Source organism: Pseudomonas sp. UYIF39, assembly GCF_029963765.1.
In the GTDB taxonomy this organism is placed as follows: domain Bacteria; phylum Pseudomonadota; class Gammaproteobacteria; order Pseudomonadales; family Pseudomonadaceae; genus Aquipseudomonas.
Window position 1 is genome coordinate 94,257 of sequence record NZ_JALBYU010000021.1, and the last position, 17,601, is coordinate 111,857.

General features: G+C 57.6%; 14 protein-coding genes. 5 read left to right on the plus strand and 9 right to left on the minus strand.

What is annotated here, in order from left to right; all coding sequences use genetic code 11:
* Positions 1–444: 444 nt before the first annotated feature.
* Positions 445–5,352 carry an NAD-glutamate dehydrogenase gene (locus MO767_RS23815; protein WP_282482503.1) on the plus strand — a complete coding sequence of 1,636 codons (4,908 nt, stop codon included), beginning with the start codon at positions 445–447 and terminating at the stop codon, positions 5,350–5,352.
* A gap of 92 nt (positions 5,353–5,444) precedes the next feature.
* Here MO767_RS23815 and MO767_RS23820 read toward each other — a convergent pair whose 3' ends face one another.
* The 4 genes from MO767_RS23820 to MO767_RS23835 form a co-directional block, all read right to left on the minus strand.
* A complete protein-coding gene (locus tag MO767_RS23820; protein WP_282482504.1) occupies positions 5,445–6,155 on the minus strand; it encodes an ATPase in 711 nt (236 codons plus the stop codon).
* Between the two features lie 228 nt (positions 6,156–6,383).
* Positions 6,384–6,794 (minus strand): cupin domain-containing protein, encoded by a 411-nt coding sequence (locus MO767_RS23825; protein ID WP_282482505.1) that lies wholly within the window; start codon positions 6,792–6,794, stop codon positions 6,384–6,386.
* Positions 6,795–6,982: 188 nt separating this feature from the next.
* Positions 6,983–7,276 (minus strand): antibiotic biosynthesis monooxygenase family protein, encoded by a 294-nt coding sequence (locus tag MO767_RS23830; RefSeq protein ID WP_282482506.1) that lies wholly within the window; start codon positions 7,274–7,276, stop codon positions 6,983–6,985.
* Between the two features lie 123 nt (positions 7,277–7,399).
* Complete coding sequence (locus MO767_RS23835) at positions 7,400–8,833, minus strand: PLP-dependent aminotransferase family protein (protein WP_282482507.1); 1,434 nt, start codon at positions 8,831–8,833, stop codon at positions 7,400–7,402.
* Positions 8,834–9,040: 207 nt separating this feature from the next.
* Here MO767_RS23835 and MO767_RS23840 point away from each other — a divergent pair, with 207 nt between their 5' ends.
* The 3 genes from MO767_RS23840 to MO767_RS23850 all read left to right on the plus strand — a co-directional run bounded on the left by MO767_RS23840 (position 9,041) and on the right by MO767_RS23850 (position 11,120).
* Positions 9,041–9,481 (plus strand): carboxymuconolactone decarboxylase family protein, encoded by a 441-nt coding sequence (locus MO767_RS23840; RefSeq protein ID WP_282482508.1) that lies wholly within the window; start codon positions 9,041–9,043, stop codon positions 9,479–9,481.
* Between the two features lie 87 nt (positions 9,482–9,568).
* Positions 9,569–10,561: a LysR family transcriptional regulator gene (locus tag MO767_RS23845; RefSeq protein ID WP_282482509.1), complete on the plus strand. Its 993-nt coding sequence runs from the start codon at positions 9,569–9,571 to the stop codon at positions 10,559–10,561.
* Positions 10,562–10,598: 37 nt separating this feature from the next.
* Positions 10,599–11,120, plus strand: a complete 522-nt coding sequence (locus tag MO767_RS23850) for a GNAT family N-acetyltransferase (protein WP_282482510.1) — start codon at positions 10,599–10,601, stop codon at positions 11,118–11,120.
* A gap of 1 nt (position 11,121) precedes the next feature.
* Here MO767_RS23850 and MO767_RS23855 read toward each other — a convergent pair whose 3' ends face one another.
* The 3 genes from MO767_RS23855 to MO767_RS23865 all read right to left on the minus strand — a co-directional run bounded on the left by MO767_RS23855 (position 11,122) and on the right by MO767_RS23865 (position 15,000).
* On the minus strand, positions 11,122–11,814 hold the full coding sequence (locus MO767_RS23855; RefSeq protein WP_282482511.1) for an aspartate/glutamate racemase family protein: 693 nt from the start codon (positions 11,812–11,814) through the stop codon (positions 11,122–11,124).
* A gap of 579 nt (positions 11,815–12,393) precedes the next feature.
* Positions 12,394–13,326: a halovibrin HvnC gene (locus MO767_RS23860; protein ID WP_282482512.1), complete on the minus strand. Its 933-nt coding sequence runs from the start codon at positions 13,324–13,326 to the stop codon at positions 12,394–12,396.
* A 96-nt stretch (positions 13,327–13,422) separates the two neighbouring features.
* Entirely contained in the window at positions 13,423–15,000 is a 1,578-nt protein-coding gene (locus MO767_RS23865) for a hypothetical protein (protein WP_282482513.1), read from the minus strand.
* Positions 15,001–15,042: 42 nt separating this feature from the next.
* On the opposite strand from MO767_RS23865, the gene MO767_RS23870 reads away from it, so the two are divergent.
* A complete protein-coding gene (locus MO767_RS23870) occupies positions 15,043–15,537 on the plus strand; it encodes a hypothetical protein (RefSeq protein ID WP_282482514.1) in 495 nt (164 codons plus the stop codon).
* Between the two features lie 57 nt (positions 15,538–15,594).
* Here MO767_RS23870 and MO767_RS23875 read toward each other — a convergent pair whose 3' ends face one another.
* Positions 15,595–15,816: a cbb3-type cytochrome c oxidase subunit 3 gene (locus MO767_RS23875; protein ID WP_282482515.1), complete on the minus strand. Its 222-nt coding sequence runs from the start codon at positions 15,814–15,816 to the stop codon at positions 15,595–15,597.
* A 15-nt stretch (positions 15,817–15,831) separates the two neighbouring features.
* Complete coding sequence (gene ccoN / locus MO767_RS23880; RefSeq protein WP_282482516.1) at positions 15,832–17,259, minus strand: cytochrome-c oxidase, cbb3-type subunit I; 1,428 nt, start codon at positions 17,257–17,259, stop codon at positions 15,832–15,834.
* Positions 17,260–17,601: the final 342 nt, after the last annotated feature.

Below are 17,601 nucleotides of genomic sequence, written 5' to 3' on the forward strand. Positions count from 1 at the left end.
TCGGGAATTTCTGCTCGCCTGAGTGTCAGAGGATGTGTCGTGAACATCTGGGGTGTTGCTGGTCATTTCTGGTACGGATGTGCCGCAAAACCGGGCTTAAACCCCCCGTTTTGCCGTGCGGCTGCTAGTGTTGTTCGATGCACAAGGCGCAAGCTGCGTACCGATGACCGAATATGTCGCAGCGCTGCAAGCACGGGGCTTGCCGCACTCGTTAAGCTGCGCAACGGATGAGCACCTGTAAAGACATTGCGCTGCACCTTGCCCAGTCGTTTTTGCAGATGCCCATTCATGGAAGGTGAATGTGACCTGAGTGTCTCGTCCAGCTTCACCCACCTGTCATCCTGTTTCCTCTGCCCGAGAATCAGGAACAGGGTGACGGATCGCCCCGAAAGGGGTTTGCACGCGACGCTTCCATCAATAACAAGCCCAAGCGGAGTACCACAGATGGCGTTCTTCACCGCAGCCAGCAAAGCCGACTTCCAGCACCAACTGCAAGCGGCACTGGCCCAGCACATCAGTGAACAGGCACTGCCACAAGTGGCGCTGTTCGCGGAACAATTTTTCGGCATCATTTCCCTGGACGAGCTGACCCAGCGTCGGTTATCCGACCTCGCCGGCTGCACCCTTTCTGCGTGGCGCCTGCTTGAGCGCTTCGATCACGCGCAACCGCAAGTGCGCGTCTACAACCCCGATTACGAACGTCACGGCTGGCAGTCGACCCACACCGCGGTCGAAGTGCTGCACCACGACTTGCCATTTCTGGTTGATTCGGTACGCACCGAGCTGAACCGTCGCGGCTACAGCATCCACACCCTGCAAACCACTGTGCTGAGCGTGCGTCGCGGCAGCAAGGGCGAGCTGCTGGAAATCCTGCCGAAAGGCACCCAGGGCGACGACGTGCTGCAAGAGTCGTTGATGTACCTGGAAATCGACCGTTGTGCCAACTCGGCCGAACTGAATGTCCTGAGCAAGGAACTGGAACAGGTTCTCGGTGAAGTCCGCGTCGCGGTCGCCGATTTCGAACCGATGAAAGCCAAGGTCCAGGAAATCCTCACCGGCCTGGACAACAGCCAGTTCGCTGTCGATTCTGAAGAAAAAGCCGAAATAAAAAGCTTCCTGGAATGGCTGGTGGGCAACCACTTCACCTTCCTCGGCTATGAAGAATTCGTGGTTCGCGATGAAGCCGACGGCGGCCACATCGTCTACGACCAGGACTCCTTCCTCGGCCTGACAAAATTGCTGCGCACCGGCCTGACCTACGATGACCTGCGCATCGAAGACTACGCCGTGAACTACCTGCGCGAACCGACCCTGCTGTCGTTCGCCAAGGCTGCGCACCCAAGCCGTGTACACCGTCCGGCTTACCCGGATTACGTGTCGATCCGTGAGATCGACGCGGACGGCAACGTCATCAAGGAATGCCGTTTCATGGGCCTGTACACCTCGTCGGTGTATGGCGAGAGCGTGCGGGTCATCCCGTACATCCGCCGCAAGGTCGAAGAAATCGAACGCCGTTCCGGCTTCCAGGCCAAGGCTCACTTGGGCAAGGAACTGGCTCAGGTGGTTGAAGTGCTGCCGCGCGACGATCTGTTCCAGACCCCGGTCGACGAACTGTTTGCCACCGTGATGTCGATCGTGCAGATCCAGGAACGCAACAAGATTCGCGTATTCCTGCGCAAAGACCCGTACGGCCGCTTCTGCTACTGCCTGGCCTACGTGCCGCGTGACATCTACTCCACCGAAGTGCGCCAGAAGATCCAGCAAGTGCTGATGGATCGCCTTAAAGCCTCGGACTGTGAGTTCTGGACCTTCTTCTCCGAGTCCGTGCTGGCCCGCGTGCAACTGATTCTGCGCGTCGATCCGAAGAACCGTCTGGACATCGACCCGGTTCTGCTGGAAAAAGAAGTGGTACAGGCCTGCCGCAGCTGGCAGGACGACTACGCGAGCCTGGTCGTCGAAAGCTTCGGCGAAGCCCACGGCACCAACGTGCTGGCTGACTTCCCGAAAGGCTTCCCGGCCGGTTACCGCGAGCGTTTCGCCGCGCATTCGGCTGTGGTTGACATGCAGCACCTGCTGAGCCTGAAAGAATCCAATCCGCTGGTGATGAGCTTCTATCAGCCACTGGGTCAGGTCTCCGGTCAGCGCGAGCTGCACTGCAAGCTGTATCACGCCGATACGCCGCTGGCGTTGTCCGACGTGCTGCCAATCCTGGAAAACCTTGGCCTGCGCGTGCTGGGTGAATTCCCGTATCGCCTGCGTCACAACAATGGCCGCGAGTTCTGGATTCACGATTTCGCGTTCACCGCCGCTGAAGGCCTGGAACTCGACATCCAGCAACTCAACGACACCTTGCAGGACGCGTTCGTCCACATCGTGCGTGGCGATGCCGAGAACGATGCGTTCAACCGCCTGGTGCTGACCGCCGGCCTGCCATGGCGCGATGTCGCGCTGCTGCGTGCCTATGCCCGTTACATGAAGCAGATTCGCCTGGGCTTCGACCTGGGTTACATCGCCAGCACCCTGAATAACCACACCGACATCGCTCGCGAGTTGACCCGGTTGTTCAAAACCCGTTTCTACCTGGCCCGCAAGCTCGGTACTGACGATCTGGAAGACAAGCAGCAACGTCTGGAACACGCGATTCTGAGTGCACTGGACGACGTCCAGGTGTTGAACGAAGACCGTATCCTGCGTCGCTACCTGGACCTGATCAAGGCCACCCTGCGGACCAACTTCTACCAGACCGACGCGCACGGTCAGAACAAGTCCTACTTCAGCTTCAAGTTCAACCCGCACCAGATTCCAGAGCTGCCGAAGCCAGTACCGAAGTTCGAAATCTTCGTTTACTCGCCACGCGTCGAAGGCGTGCACCTGCGCTTCGGCAACGTTGCTCGCGGTGGTCTGCGCTGGTCTGATCGTGAAGAAGACTACCGCACCGAAGTCCTGGGCCTGGTAAAAGCCCAGCAAGTGAAGAACTCGGTCATCGTGCCGGTGGGCGCCAAGGGCGGCTTCCTGCCGCGTCGCCTGCCACTGGGTGGCGGTCGAGACGAGATCGCGGCCGAGGGCATCGCCTGCTACCGCATCTTCATCTCGGGCCTGTTGGACATCACCGACAACCTGAAAGACGGCGCGCTGGTACCGCCGGCCAACGTCGTGCGTCATGACGACGATGACCCGTACCTGGTGGTGGCAGCGGACAAGGGCACTGCAACCTTCTCCGACATCGCCAACGGTATCGCCATCGACTACGGCTTCTGGCTCGGCGATGCGTTCGCATCGGGTGGCTCGGCCGGTTACGACCACAAGAAAATGGGCATCACCGCCAAGGGCGCGTGGGTTGGCGTTCAGCGTCACTTCCGCGAACGCGGCATCAATGTTCAGGAAGACAACATCACGGTGGTCGGCGTCGGCGACATGGCCGGTGACGTGTTCGGTAACGGCTTGTTGATGTCCGACAAGCTGCAACTGGTCGCAGCGTTCAACCACCTGCACATCTTCATCGACCCGAACCCGGAGCCTGCCAACAGCTTCGCCGAGCGTCAGCGCCTGTTCGACCTGCCGCGTTCGGCCTGGTCGGATTACGACACCAGCATCATGTCCGAAGGCGGCGGGATCTTCTCCCGTAGCGCGAAAAGCATCGCGATTTCCCCGCAGATGAAAGAGCGCTTCGACATTCAGGCTGACAAGCTGACCCCGACCGAACTGCTGAACGCCTTGCTCAAGGCACCGGTGGATCTGTTGTGGAACGGCGGTATCGGTACTTACGTCAAAGCCAGCAGCGAAAGCCACGCCGATGTCGGCGACAAGGCCAACGATGCACTGCGCGTGAACGGCAACGAATTGCGCTGCAAAGTCGTGGGCGAGGGCGGTAACCTCGGTATGACCCAGCTGGGTCGTGTCGAGTTCGGCCTCAATGGCGGCGGTTCCAACACCGACTTCATCGACAACGCCGGTGGTGTGGACTGCTCTGACCACGAAGTGAACATCAAGATCCTGCTGAACGAAGTGGTTCAGGCCGGCGACATGACCGACAAGCAACGTAACCAGTTGCTGGCGAGCATGACCGACGAAGTGGGCAATCTGGTGCTCGGCAACAACTACAAGCAGACTCAGGCGCTGTCCCTGGCCGCCCGTCGTGCCTTGCCGCGAATTGCCGAATACAAGCGTCTGATGAACGACCTGGAGGGCCGCGGCAAGCTGGATCGCGCCATCGAGTTCCTGCCGGCGGAAGAAGCGATCAACGAGCGCGTTGCGGTTGGCCATGGCCTGACCCGTGCCGAACTCTCGGTGCTGATCTCCTACAGCAAGATCGACCTCAAGGAAGCGCTGCTCAACTCCCTGGTGCCGGACGACGATTACCTGACCCGCGACATGGAAACCGCTTTCCCTCCGTCGCTGGTGAGCAAGTTCTCCGAAGCCATGCGTCGTCACCGTCTGAAGCGCGAGATCGTCAGCACCCAGATCGCCAACGATCTGGTCAACCACATGGGCATCACCTTCGTTCAACGACTGAAAGAGTCGACCGGCATGAGCCCGGCGAATGTTGTGGGTGCCTATGTAATTGTTCGGGATATCTTCCATCTCCCGCATTGGTTCCGTCAGATCGAAGCCCTGGACTACCAGGTTTCCGCTGACGTGCAACTGGAGCTGATGGATGAGCTGATGCGTCTGGGCCGTCGCGCTACGCGCTGGTTCCTGCGCAGCCGTCGCAACGAGCAGAATGCTGCCCGTGACGTCGCGCACTTCGGTCCACATCTGGCAGCGCTGGGGCTCAAGCTCGACGAACTGCTGGAAGGCCCGACTCGCGAAGGCTGGCAGACCCGTTATCAGGCGTACGTTGCGGCTGGCGTTCCTGAGTTGCTGGCACGCATGGTTGCAGGTACCACTCACCTGTACACCTTGCTGCCGATCATCGAAGCGTCCGACGTGACCGGTCAGAACGCAGCTGACGTGGCGAAGGCTTACTTCGCTGTCGGCAGCGCGCTGGACATCACCTGGTACCTGCAACAGATCAGCGCTCTGCCGGTTGAAAACAACTGGCAGGCCCTGGCCCGTGAAGCGTTCCGCGATGACGTCGATTGGCAACAGCGTGCGATCACCATCTCCGTCCTGCAACAGGGCGACGGCACCCAGGACGTGGAAACCCGTCTGGAGCTGTGGATGGAAGAGCACAAAGGCATGATCGAACGCTGGCGCACCATGCTGGTAGAAATCCGTGCCGCCAGCGGCACTGATTACGCCATGTATGCAGTGGCCAACCGTGAGTTGCTGGATCTGGCGTTGAGCGGTCAAGCGGTAGTGCCTACTACTGCCGCTGTCACTGCCAGCGCTGAGTTGGAGCCGGCTGCCTGATCAGGCGCTGAATGAAGAAGCCCCGCAATGAGAGTTGCGGGGCTTTTTTTTGCGTTGTTTTTGTTGGGTCTGATAGGGCCCTATCGCGAGCCTTAATACAACTTCTGACCTGTTGTGCTATCGGTCATCGACACTTTATCTGTCGGCCTGGTCAATAAATTACTGAGCGACTGGTCAAACTTTTTCAAGGCTCTGACTTGCACGTCCTGTTGTTCATTTATATCGGCAACTATCTCTTCACTGCGTTTATAGTCCGCCCATAACGGACTCAGCTCTTTAGCGTCATGCCCTTGTGCACTCCCAATGTAGTTGAAGTTTGTATCGTAGAACTCTGCGCTGACATCCGCGCTGATATCCGAACTGCGCGATGTCATCAATTGACTGCGCGTGTCTACGACGGCGACCACGTCCGGTTTAGCGGCCCTGAGGCTTTGCATGTCAGGGTACACGGTCACCGAGCCAAACTGACGTTGCAACGATGCTTTGACCCAGTCCACCGCAAGGTCCGGTTTGGAGGTGGCGACGTAGGCATCGTGAATCGACTGCACCAGCAAGCTCTGGCCGAAACCGGTGCCGGCGTTGGCCTGGTAGTCCTGCAGGTAGGCGCGGTTGGTCTGAGTGTTGCGGCTGTAGACGACGCCCAGGGAAACGTTGCTGCCATTGGTGACATGCGTGGCGCTGCTGCGGCCCACCGGCTCGGTGAAAATGCCGTCGAGCGAAGAAACAGCCTTCGGTGCAGTGGGTATTGAACAGCCGGTCAAAAGAACCGTTATCGTCAAGGTGCTGACAAGTGCAAGTTTCATGGTGTTTCTCCCGTGAAACAACTTGAGTCGGAAAGTTAATAGGCCGGAGGGTGTCGGCGCTAATTCCAGACTAAACCTGTCGTGACTGATTGAAATGGCCAACATCTGTACTTGTTGTGTGATCAATAGTTTTATTTGGTTTAAACGTTTCCAGTTAATGACGCCTGGAAATAAAGAGGCCCGAACTCGTAGTTCGGGCCTGATTATTTATGGCTGCGAGTTCAGCTATCAGTTTTCCAATGGGATCAATACTTTTTCGTCCGGGGACAGCACCATGAACACCAACAGTTTGGCTGGCTTGGTTGCACTGGCATTTTTCGAGACCAAATGTTCCGATCCCGCCGGTTCGTACCAGAATTCGCCAGCCTTGTAGGTGATCGCTTTTTGACCCTTTACTTGAGAAGTTATCGAGCCCGAAAGGACGTAGGCCATGGCCGTGCCCTCGTGTTTGTGGGCGATGGACGATTGGCCGGGTTTGTAGTCGACTTCGATCATCAACGCTTTTTTGCCCGGCACGTTTTGCAGCATTTCGTCCTGCAGAATGGTGACTTTTTCCGAAGGGTCGTGGGCGAATGCCGCGGCGGAAAAGGTCAGGGCCAGGGCGGCAAGGGGGGCAGCACAGTAGCGGAAGGCTTTCATGGGTATCACCTGCTGTGGTTAGTGTCAGGGACCACAGTAAGTCTCGGCCAGTGCCAAACAAACAGCCAATTTTCGTGAAGGCGAGGGGACCAATCATGCACGTTGAAAAAACAAGATCGCCGCCTCCAGCCACTCCTGCAGGGGTACCCATTGCCCTGTAGGAGTGGCCGAAGACGGCGACCTAATTTTTAAACGATAGGAAAGCTGTTGAAATCGACGGCGTTGGCCAGGCGGCTGTCGATCAGGCCGATAAAGCCTTGTACTTCAGGGCAGTTGAAATGCATTTGCATGGCCGCTTCCGATTGCCAGCGGGCGCTGACAGTCCAGCGGTTGCCGTCCTCGGGGCAGCGGTCGACCATATAGGAATCGCAGCCCGGTAGTTCGCGCAGGGTGTCGACAATCTTTTGCAGTTGCTTGCCCAGTTCGTCCGAGCGGCCGGCGGCGGCCTGCACCCTAACGGTATTGATCACTTCGTTGGACATTGCTCACACTCCTGAATCAGGCCGGACGAGTCCTGCTCATTGAGGGATAACGCTTATGCAGGATAGGCCTGCATCCCCGGACCACCAATAGCCAATCGCGGGATAAAAACGCAGACCAATCTGTCAGGCAACCTGCTGCAAAATGTCCCGCAGGCGGTCCAGGGCAATGTCGATGTCCAGGGTTTCAATGGCGCCAAAACCGAGGAAAAGTCCGGCCTGCGGCGCTTGCTGATAGAAAAAACTGTCGATGGGATATACCCCCACTTCGACCTTTTTCGCCAGTTCGATCACCAATGGAATATCGATAGACACTTTGCACATAACCACCATGTGGAACCCGGCGGTGGTCGGGACCGCCTCGAGCCACGGGGAAAGATCGCCGGCCATGCGCTCGAGGATCCGCTCACGACGCCCGGCATAGATCGTATGGCAGCGCCGGATGTGCTTGAGCAGACAGCCTTCGGCGATGAACTTGGCTAGTGCCCATTGGGGCAGGGTGGAGGTGTGCAAGTCGGTGAGCTGCTTGGCGCGAATGACCGCTTCGAGAATCGCCGGTGGCAGGATCGCATACCCCAGTCGCAACTCCGGCAGCAGGGTTTTCGAAAAGGTCCCGACGTAGGCGACGATACCGCGTTCGTCCATGCTTTGCAGCGAGTCAGTGGGTCGGCCTTCGTAGCGGAATTCGCTGTCGTAATCGTCCTCGATGATGATCGCACCCAACTCATGGGCCCGCTCCAGAAGCGCCACCCGGCGCGCCTGGCTCATCGGCATGCCGAGCGGGAACTGGTGGGACGGGGTGACGTAAATCAGCCGGGTGCCAAGGGGGATCTTGTCCACCTGAATGCCTTCGGCATCCACCGGGACGCCGATCACTGTGGCCCCGTGGGTACCAAACAACAGGCGTGCGGGCGGATAGCCGGGGTCTTCCATGGCGACAATGCTACCGGGACGCATGAGCACCCGGGAGATCAGGTCCAGCGCCTGTTGCGCGCCGTTGCACACCACCACGTCTTCGTCCTGGCAATTGACCCCGCGGGAAAACGCGATGTGCCGGGCGATCGCGTTGCGCAGTGCCGGCAAGCCTTCAGGCAGGCTGTAGAAACCCTTGGACGCGGTGATCTGGCGCATGGCGTGAGCGGTGCAGCGCCGCCAGTCATCTTGGGGAAACTGGCCCTTGCTGGTGGCGCCGCCGATGAAGTCATAGCGCAACGAGCCTTCCAGCGTCGGATGGCGCAGGAACACCGGCAGGTTGCGCCAGGACTCGATTACCTCGGCACTGGCCAACTCCGAATGGCTCTGTTTACGGGTGATTTTCGCCGGTCGGGCGTTGACGTAGGTGCCTTTGCCGATGACCCCGGTGAGGAAGTTTTCGTAGGTCAGTTGCGTGTAGGTGTCGGAAATGGTCTTGCGGGAAATGCCCAGTTGTTCAGCGAGTAAACGACTGGGCGGTAGCTGCGTCCCAGCTGCCAGACGGCCGGATTCGATGGCGCTGCGCAGTTGGTTGTACAACTGGCCTGCCAGGTCCTTGCGGCCGTTGATGACAACGTGAAGTTCCATACCGGCGAGGCTCCTGGGGCGATTGAGGCGCGTGTGCGTCGGGCCAGATTACCCGCATGAGCGCCTGCGCAAAAGTTGCGTGGGCGAAAAACCTCCGATTGGTCTGGTGCCTGAGTGGTCCACGGGTATTTCGCAGAATTGGATCTGTAACGCCTGCGTATCAACGCCTACCTTGAGGGGCACACATTCGATCCACGAGGTCACGCCATGAACGCCCGCCTGGATTACTACAGCGCATCGCCCAAAGCGATGAAAGCGATGATTGCCATGGAGGCGTTGACCAGCAACCTCAGCATCGAACCGGCCTTGCTGCACTTGATCAAAATCCGTGCGTCGCAACTCAATGGCTGCGCCTTCTGCACCGACATGCACTCGGTGGATGCCCGGCGCCTGGGCGAGACTGACCGTCGGTTGTATTCGATCGTGGTCTGGCGTGACAGCGGCTTCTTCAACCCTCGCGAACGCGCGGCGCTGGCCTGGACCGAAGCCGTCACCTTGCTCTCTGAAAACCATGTGCCCGACGAGGTCTACGCGCAGGCCCGGGAGCAGTTCAACGAAGGCGAGATGGTCGACCTGACCATCGCCGTCACCACCATCAACAGCTGGAATCGCTTGGCGGTGAGTTTTCGGCAAACCCCAGGAGGCTGAATCGATTTTCCGCATCGAGTGTCACATCAGGTTCATAAACCCTGCGCAGGATGAGGCTTTCAAGGACAGATCGACAGGGAGTCAGCGATGCGATTCATGGAAACCACCGATCGTCAGCGAGTTGCCGAGTACCGCTCGCCCGTAGAAAAAACCTCATCCTGGCGCACTCTGGCGGCAGGCATCGATCCGGTGCTGGCGCAGTCTTTTCGGGTCAGTGCCCGTTGCGGCTGTTTCATGCAGGCAGCCCGCAGTCTCAACATCAAGGCCACCCAGTTGCGCAAACAATTGGCGCAGCTTGAAGCGCAATTCCAGTGTTCGCTATTCAGCCATTCAGAGAATGGCGTTGCCCTCAGTCGTGACGGATTACAGCTGCAATCGCAGTTGATTGCCCTGGCCCACGAGCGCGAATTGCCGGTGATCGAACAGCCGTTGATTCGCCTGGCCGTCGCCGAATCGATCCTGCATGACATTCTCGGTCGTGATCTGGTTGCCTTGTTGCGGCGCAACGCCAGCGTGCGGCTGGACATCATCACCCTGGACAGCGAACTCTCACTGCAAGCGGTCAGCGCCGATGTGGTGCTGTGGCTGGCCGGCACCGATTCACCGCTGCCAGGTCCGAGTTTTGCTGTCAGCGAGCCCCGGCGTCTGGCACGACTCAACTACCTGCCCCACATCGCCAAACGTTATTCACGGGTCGCGTCCCGCCCTGACAGCCTCGATGACCTGTCGGACTTCCTGCTGGTGCAATGGCAGCATGATCGTCAGGTCGACTGTTTTCGGCCGTGGAATACCCTCGTGGACCAGCGCCTGGCCGGGGTGGTGCAGTTGCATTCCTATGACCTGATGCTGGAGATGATCCGGTGCAGTGCCTGCATTGGTCTGCTGCCCGGATACATCAGCCGCTTCGACCGCGGCCTGATTGAATTGCCGGGGTTGTTCAGTCAACCGATGCAGCGCGAGGTGTGGATGGCGGTCAATGCCGAGTCCGAGGGTTCAGCGCAGGTGCAGATGATCGTCGAGCTGATCCAGAACACCTTCAATGAACGGCGGGAGTGGTTCGAACAACCTTCAGCGGTATAGAGTGGGCAGCCATGTCTGTCTCAAGGATGAATCACCCATGCCCGCCACTGACGCTGTCATCACCCTCGAACGTTTCAACGAATCCCACATCGACAGCATTACCGCGCTCTACAACGACCCGGCCATTACCCGTCAGGTGCTGCAAATGCCGTTTCAATCCCCCGAAGTCTGGCGCAAGCGTCTGGCCTCGGACAACGAGTGTGTGGTGCAGCTGGTGGCGCTGCACCAAGGAACGGTCATCGGCAATATTGGCCTGGAGCAGTTTTCACGGATCCGCCGCCGCCATGCCGGCAATCTCGGCATGTGCGTCGCGGTTGCCTGGCAGGGCAAGGGCGTCGGCTCGAAACTGTTGGCGGCGGCGCTGGACATCGCCGACAACTGGATGAACCTGCAACGGCTCGAACTTTCGGTCTACGCCGACAACGAAGCTGCCATTGGGCTGTATCGCAAGTTCGGCTTCGACACCGAAGGGCTTTTTCGCGACTACGCCGTGCGTGATGGTGCGCTGGTGGATGCCTTGAGCATGGCGCGCCTGCGTCGCACACCCAAGGCCGTTTGAGTCACTCGACCAAGGCGAATGCCACCGCCGCCTGTGCATGCAGCTCAGTGGTGTCGAGCAAGGGCAGGGCGCTGTGCTCGGGTTTGATCAGCAGGCCGATTTCCGTGCAACCGAGGATGATTGCCTGGGCGCCACGTATGGTCAGCGATTCGATGACTTGCTGATACACCTTGCGTGATGCCTCGCTGATCACCCCGACACACAACTCGTCATAGATGATCCGGTGGACGGCTTGTCGTTCATCGGCCTCCGGCACCAGTACGGTCAGCCCCATTGAGGTCAGGCGTTCCTTGAGGAAATCCTGCTCCATGGTGAACGCTGTGCCGAGCAATCCAATCTTCAACGCGCCAGCCTCGACGGCAGCCTGACCTGCCGGGTCGGCAATGTGTAGAAACGGAATACTGATCGCGGCCTGAATCTGCCCGGCCACTTTGTGCATGGTGTTGGTGCACAGCACCACGCAATCGGCACCGCCGACTTCCAGCCTGCGCGCCGCATCCACCAGAATCGCCGCTGCATCGTCCCAGCGACCGGCGTGCTGGGCCTGTTCGACAGGGCCAAAGTCGACGCTGTACATTAGCAATTTCGCCGAACGCAAAGGCCCGAGCCGGTCCCGGACCTGTTGGTTGATGAGACGGTAATACTCGGCGCTGGACTCCCAGCTCATGCCGCCGATTAGGCCGATGGTGCGCATTGGTTTTCCTCAAGCTATGGCCTGCATTGACAGGCTTGGCTTGGGAGTTTCGATGTGTTCAAGGGCAGATGCCAGTGAAAAATAAACTGTAACGCTCATCTTTCGGAGAAGTGTCATGGTGCCTTTTCAGGCAAGGGGATGACATGGTTGCACCCGGCGGCCAACGTCTTCTCATACCCCACATCAGGTCGCCACGGTTCCAGGTTCCATTGCGGTTTGTCTCTTGCTATCGCCAGATGACAAATCAATTGATGGCGCATGCCATGTGTGTTGTTCCAATAGCGGCTGTTGGAATAGTCGCGGGTGAGTTCGTCCCACAGGTAGGGCGTCCCTTCTGGCGGTGTCCGCCTCGCACATGGTGTGGGTGTAATAGAAAAGACCACTCATAGTCCCGATAAATCCACTGTGCACCTTCCACGTATTTCACACAGCGCTCCACTGTAAGGATGTAACTGCCAGGCGGGTCAGTTCTATTTTGCGCATACAGGGATGCACTCAAAGTCGACATCAACCCAACGCCTAACAGGGTATGACGGATAACGTTCAGTCTCGTACGAAAAGAGCGCGACGTTAGAGTGTTCATTGAGTCACCGCCTGATCGGCGGCGACGTAGGTAAACGTCGCGGTACCGTTTGCGCTGTCGGGAGGTGTGAGCCGAATGATCGGTACCACGATCTTCGGGTTGGTTGAATTATAGAAATCTCTTTGATTGTACTGAGCGTCGGCAAGACCCGCGTTAGTTCCACCAGCAACAAAGAAGAACGCCATGATCGGTAATGTGTTTGGGCGACCTGCTGTCCAGGTCTTGATCAGTACTTCGTTATGCTCGCTGAATCCCTTGGCACCCAGCAGGGATTTCGCTCTGACAGACTGATAGAACGCGGGCCCCGCCAATGCATTGCGATCATCGTTGACGTCGAAACCACATGAGCGCTGGTTTGGAGTGCCACCGGGTAAATCCCATACGGCTTTCCATTGTTCAGCAGTGGACACGCTGGCGTTATGGCAAATCTGGCTTTGAGCGGGATAAGTGGGGTGGGCGACACAGACTGCCGTTGTGCTTCGGGTCCAGGTCCACGCATCCATCGGGTACGAGCACAAATAGTCCAGGTCGATCTTGTCGGCGGGTGCTTCAAAGATGGGGTACAGGATAAAACCATTACCGTAGCCCCAGGCCAGTCGTCCAAAGTTGGTATCCGCTCTTAGGTAAGAGAACGAAACACCACCACTTTTTATCGACGTGGGGCTGGGATCCCATACTTTATATTGGTTGTTCGGGTCCTTTACCGTAACTCTGAGTGTGACGCCCGAACACAGAAATGCAGGTTGTGAATCTGATTTGTTGCAGTTGGTAAATTTTCTGCTGTAAAGCGTATTAAGTTGTGTTGCGATAGTGGTCCCGTTTTTCGTGCTGGCGTTGTTGGTGGCGCCGATTTCATTTTCTGAATGTCGATCGAGATGGCTGCAGCCCGCTATTAATGCGAATAAAAGAAATCCGATTATTTTAAGCATGACAATCCCCTGGTGAAAACCGACGCCGAAGTGCCGGCTTCAATAGCACGTTTAATTTGTTTGTACTATTTGACTAGAGCGGCTCTGCATAGGCGGCTATAAGGTAATTCTCAAACACCATGAGAAAATAAGCGGTTCATTGGTGCCGGTCTTTTTAAGCGTGCAGTTGAACATGACCGGGAGGCCACTATTTTCAGTCAGCCACGACCGGGGGACCGCTATATTGGTGTAAGACGGCTGGATAATGTTGAACTCTTCACTGTAGCGAGTGACTTTGCCAAACATTGCAAGGCGTACTTTGTAATCGCCATCCAATGTGGGGTAATACGCCCTGATGTTAAGTTTGTCTGAGGAAAGCGTGGGTTCTGGAAGGTGATGCTTTTGGTGGGTGACCCTGATGCGTAAATCTTCAGAAGGCAAATCCTCGGTCGTACCTGGCAGCCTGACGGTGTAACTGACCTCCGCACCAGTACCAATACAATCAACAACTTCCAGTCTGGGGACCAGAAACCTCAGGGTTTGCCCTGCATGAGAGATAGTTTGAATCTCACTGCCATACGTCGAGTTGCGCCCGAGCCAATAGACTTTGACAGTTTGCCCCTGAGCGGAACCGATGAAATTGACCTCGATCGTCGCAAACTTGGCCTCATAAAAGTCTTTTTCAAAGTTTAATACGGTGCCGTTCTGTTCCTTGGCTTCCAGCACTTTGGGCGGCTTCAGATCCAGAATCGGTTGTTTGAGGTGCACATCTATGTAAGTCGTTTTCGACCAAATCGCCTGCGGGCCGGTAGAGTTTCCGATTTGATCAACGCCTCGCAAGCGCATTGCGAAACGAGGATTATCGATTTTGAACGCATCTGCGAACAGCTTTATTACTATTGTGCCGGTAGCAGCTTGTGCAGCTGTCACTGTATGAAGGACGGTGTGGCCATCACAATCGAGAGTGATTTTGTCGTGCGCTCGCATATAAGGGTACTTGAGTGTGACATCTACCCCTTGAGCGGCGCGATTGGCATCCACACCGTTGGCAATAACGTCAGCAGGGAGTGTCATGACAAGATAAGGATTGTCCCCGGACCCCGTCACTTCACCGCCAGGGCGAGGGGTGTTGAAGAGCACGACAAGGTCTTCCGATGTTTCAGGTTCCTGACCGACACGTTTGACTTCCAAGCGAATCCGGTTGATACCGTCCTGCAGAAATCCACCAGGCAGATCCAGCGTGAATCTTTTGCCTACGTCGCCCGGCTTGATAGTTTCGGAGGCGACAGGCGTGGGCAGGTCATTAAGCAATAGCTTTGCGGTGTCGTATTCGTCCATGTTGGTCCAAGGATCGACCAAAACTTGAACGCCGGCAGGTTTGACAAGGGACAGGTCGATGCCACCCTGGGGATCGTCCGGATGAATTACAGGCGTCGTCCATCCCGGTATCATCACCCTGTCTATCTTTAAAGTTTGGTTGCTCATTAGTGGCGATCCTTGGCTGTGGAAAGTGAGCTTTCTCGTTACGTCAACTGCCGGATCATCAAACACCAACGGGCAAACGCTGGCTACTGTCACATCTGACAGGTAGAGGGGAGTAAACCCCTTAAAAAGCAACCGCGCGTCGTTTTCGTCCATCGTTAATTGGCGCCCACACGGCCGCTTTGTCGTACGTCGGTGGCTGGCATCTGCCATGATTGATTTCCGCAGCACTGCTTCAACCAAAGGAACACCGCAATGGACGACGTACAGCAACTGGGTGAGATGCTTCGCCATTACGCAGAAAGCGAAGCGCACAAGAAGCAACTGTTCGAGTCGCAATCGGCCGTGTGGGCGACGCGCATTGGTGAGCTGTTCGATCAGATCCAGCAATGGCTGGAACCGGTCCAGGCGCCGAATCTGCTCGAGGTGAGCCGCGAGGCCTATGTGGCCTCGGGGCCGAGCGTTCCGGTCGAGACGTCAAACTTCAAGACCGAGAAGCTGACGATTGTGATTGCCGGTAAACCGGTGGAGTTTGTGCCGGATGTGATGGGTGCCGGGGGGCAGATTTCACTGGCCGTGATGGGCCTGACGGCCGCGCGCTATGGCAGCATTTCGCTGGTGTGCCTGCCGCCGTCCAGTAGCTGGCAATGGCGCAAGACCAATGGCTTGAAAGACCCGGATACCTTTGCCTTTGATGCGAACTTTTTGGCGCAGCAGTTGCAGAGCCTGATTCCTAGAGAGCGCAGCTGAATCCTCTGACCTGACACAGACCCCTGTGGGAGCGAGCTTGCTCCCACATGGGCTGCATCAAACCTCCAGATTTCCCCAGCCGTGTTTCAACTCTTCAGGCGCTACGGCCTTCACCGACTTGCCCGTCGCCAACTCCACCCGTCGCGCCGCCTCCGGGTCATCGGCAAACGGAATCAGACTGGCTTCATCCAGACTCTCTGCCGTCTGATGCTTCAGGCAGTATTCAACCGCCAGCCAAAGCCCCGTCACGCCCAACACATTCAGCACGACCTCAATCATCTCAAGCCTTTTGCCTCAGGCAATCTGCGCGTCGCGTTCGGCCATTGTGACGTCCGACACCCGCACGGTGCGCCAGGTGTTGTACGCCATCAGCAACATGCCGCTGAGGAAAAACACACCGCCGGCGAAGCGCACCACGAACCCTGGATGGCTGGCCTGCAAGGCTTCGACGAAGGAGTAGGTCAGCGTGCCGTCATCGTTGATCGCACGCCACATCAAGCCCTGGGTGATGCCGTTGACCCACATCGAGGCGATGTACAGCACCGTGCCGATAGTGGCGAGCCAGAAGTGCGCGTTGATCAGGCCGATGCTGTGCATCTGCGTGCGACCGAAGACTTTCGGGATCATGTGGTACAGCGAGCCGAAGGTGATCATCGCCACCCAACCCAAAGCGCCGGCGTGGACGTGGCCGATGGTCCAGTCGGTGTAGTGGGAGAGGGCGTTGACTGTCTTGATCGCCATCATCGGCCCTTCGAAGGTCGACATCCCGTAGAAGGCCAGGGACAACACCAAAAAGCGCAGGATCGGGTCGGTGCGCAATTTATGCCAGGCCCCTGACAGCGTCATCATGCCGTTGATCATCCCGCCCCAACTCGGTGCCAGCAGGATCAGCGACATCGCCATGCCGAGCGACTGTGCCCAGTCCGGCAGTGCGGTGTAGTGCAAGTGGTGCGGACCGGCCCAGATGTATAGGGTGATCAGCGCCCAGAAGTGCACGATCGACAAGCGATAGGAATACACCGGACGCTCGGCCTGTTTCGGCACGAAGTAGTACATCATCCCGAGGAAACCGGCGGTGAGGAAAAAGCCTACGGCGTTATGGCCGTACCACCACTGCACCATAGCGTCGGTCGCCCCGGAATACACCGGATAGGACTTGAACCAGTCCACCGGAATCGCCAGGTGATTGACCACGTGCAGCATCGCGATCACCACGATGAACGCGCCGAAGAACCAATTGCCGACGTAAATGTGCTTGGTCTTGCGCTGCACCACGGTGGTGAAAAACACGATGGCGTAAGCGACCCATACCACCGTCATCCACACCGCGCCGGAGAATTCGATCTCGGCGTATTCCTTGGTGGTGGTGTAGCCCAGCGGCAGGGTGATCAGCATCACCACGATCACCGATTGCCAACCCCAAAAAGTGAACGCGGCAAGCTTGTCCGAAAACAACCGCACCTGGCAGGTACGCTGCACCGCGTAGTAACTGGCGGCGAATTGCGCGCTGCCGGCAAAGCCGAAAATCACCAGGCTGGTGTGCAGGGGCCGCAAGCGGCCGAAGGTGGTCCATGGCAGGTCGAGGTTCATCTGCGGCCACACCAGTTGCGAGGCGATCCACACCCCCATCGCCATCCCCACGACACCCCATACCACGGTTGCCACGACGAATTGGCGGACGACCTTGTAGTTATAGGCCTGTCCGATTTTTGCTGTGCTCATGGTCAATGCTTCCACGGTTGCAAAGTCTTGCCAGGCCACCCGGACTGGCATGTCGCCCACTGTAGAAACCCCGCCGGAAACAAAACAGACTCAGAAAAACCGAGTTTATGCGGATCAGATAAAGCGAAAGCCTGCGGTGATCAGCCGCCGTCTGATACGGCTTTTTAGCATTTAGCTGAATCTGTAACGTGCTGCGCCGCAGGTCCATAGTCGCTACCACAAGCACCGCCAAACCCGTAGCAGCTGTCGAGCACCGCGAGGCTGCGTGCGGCTGCGCAGCAGTCGTAAACCCTGTGTACCCGGTTTACCTGACCCACCGAGTCGCTTGATTTCACGACTGCT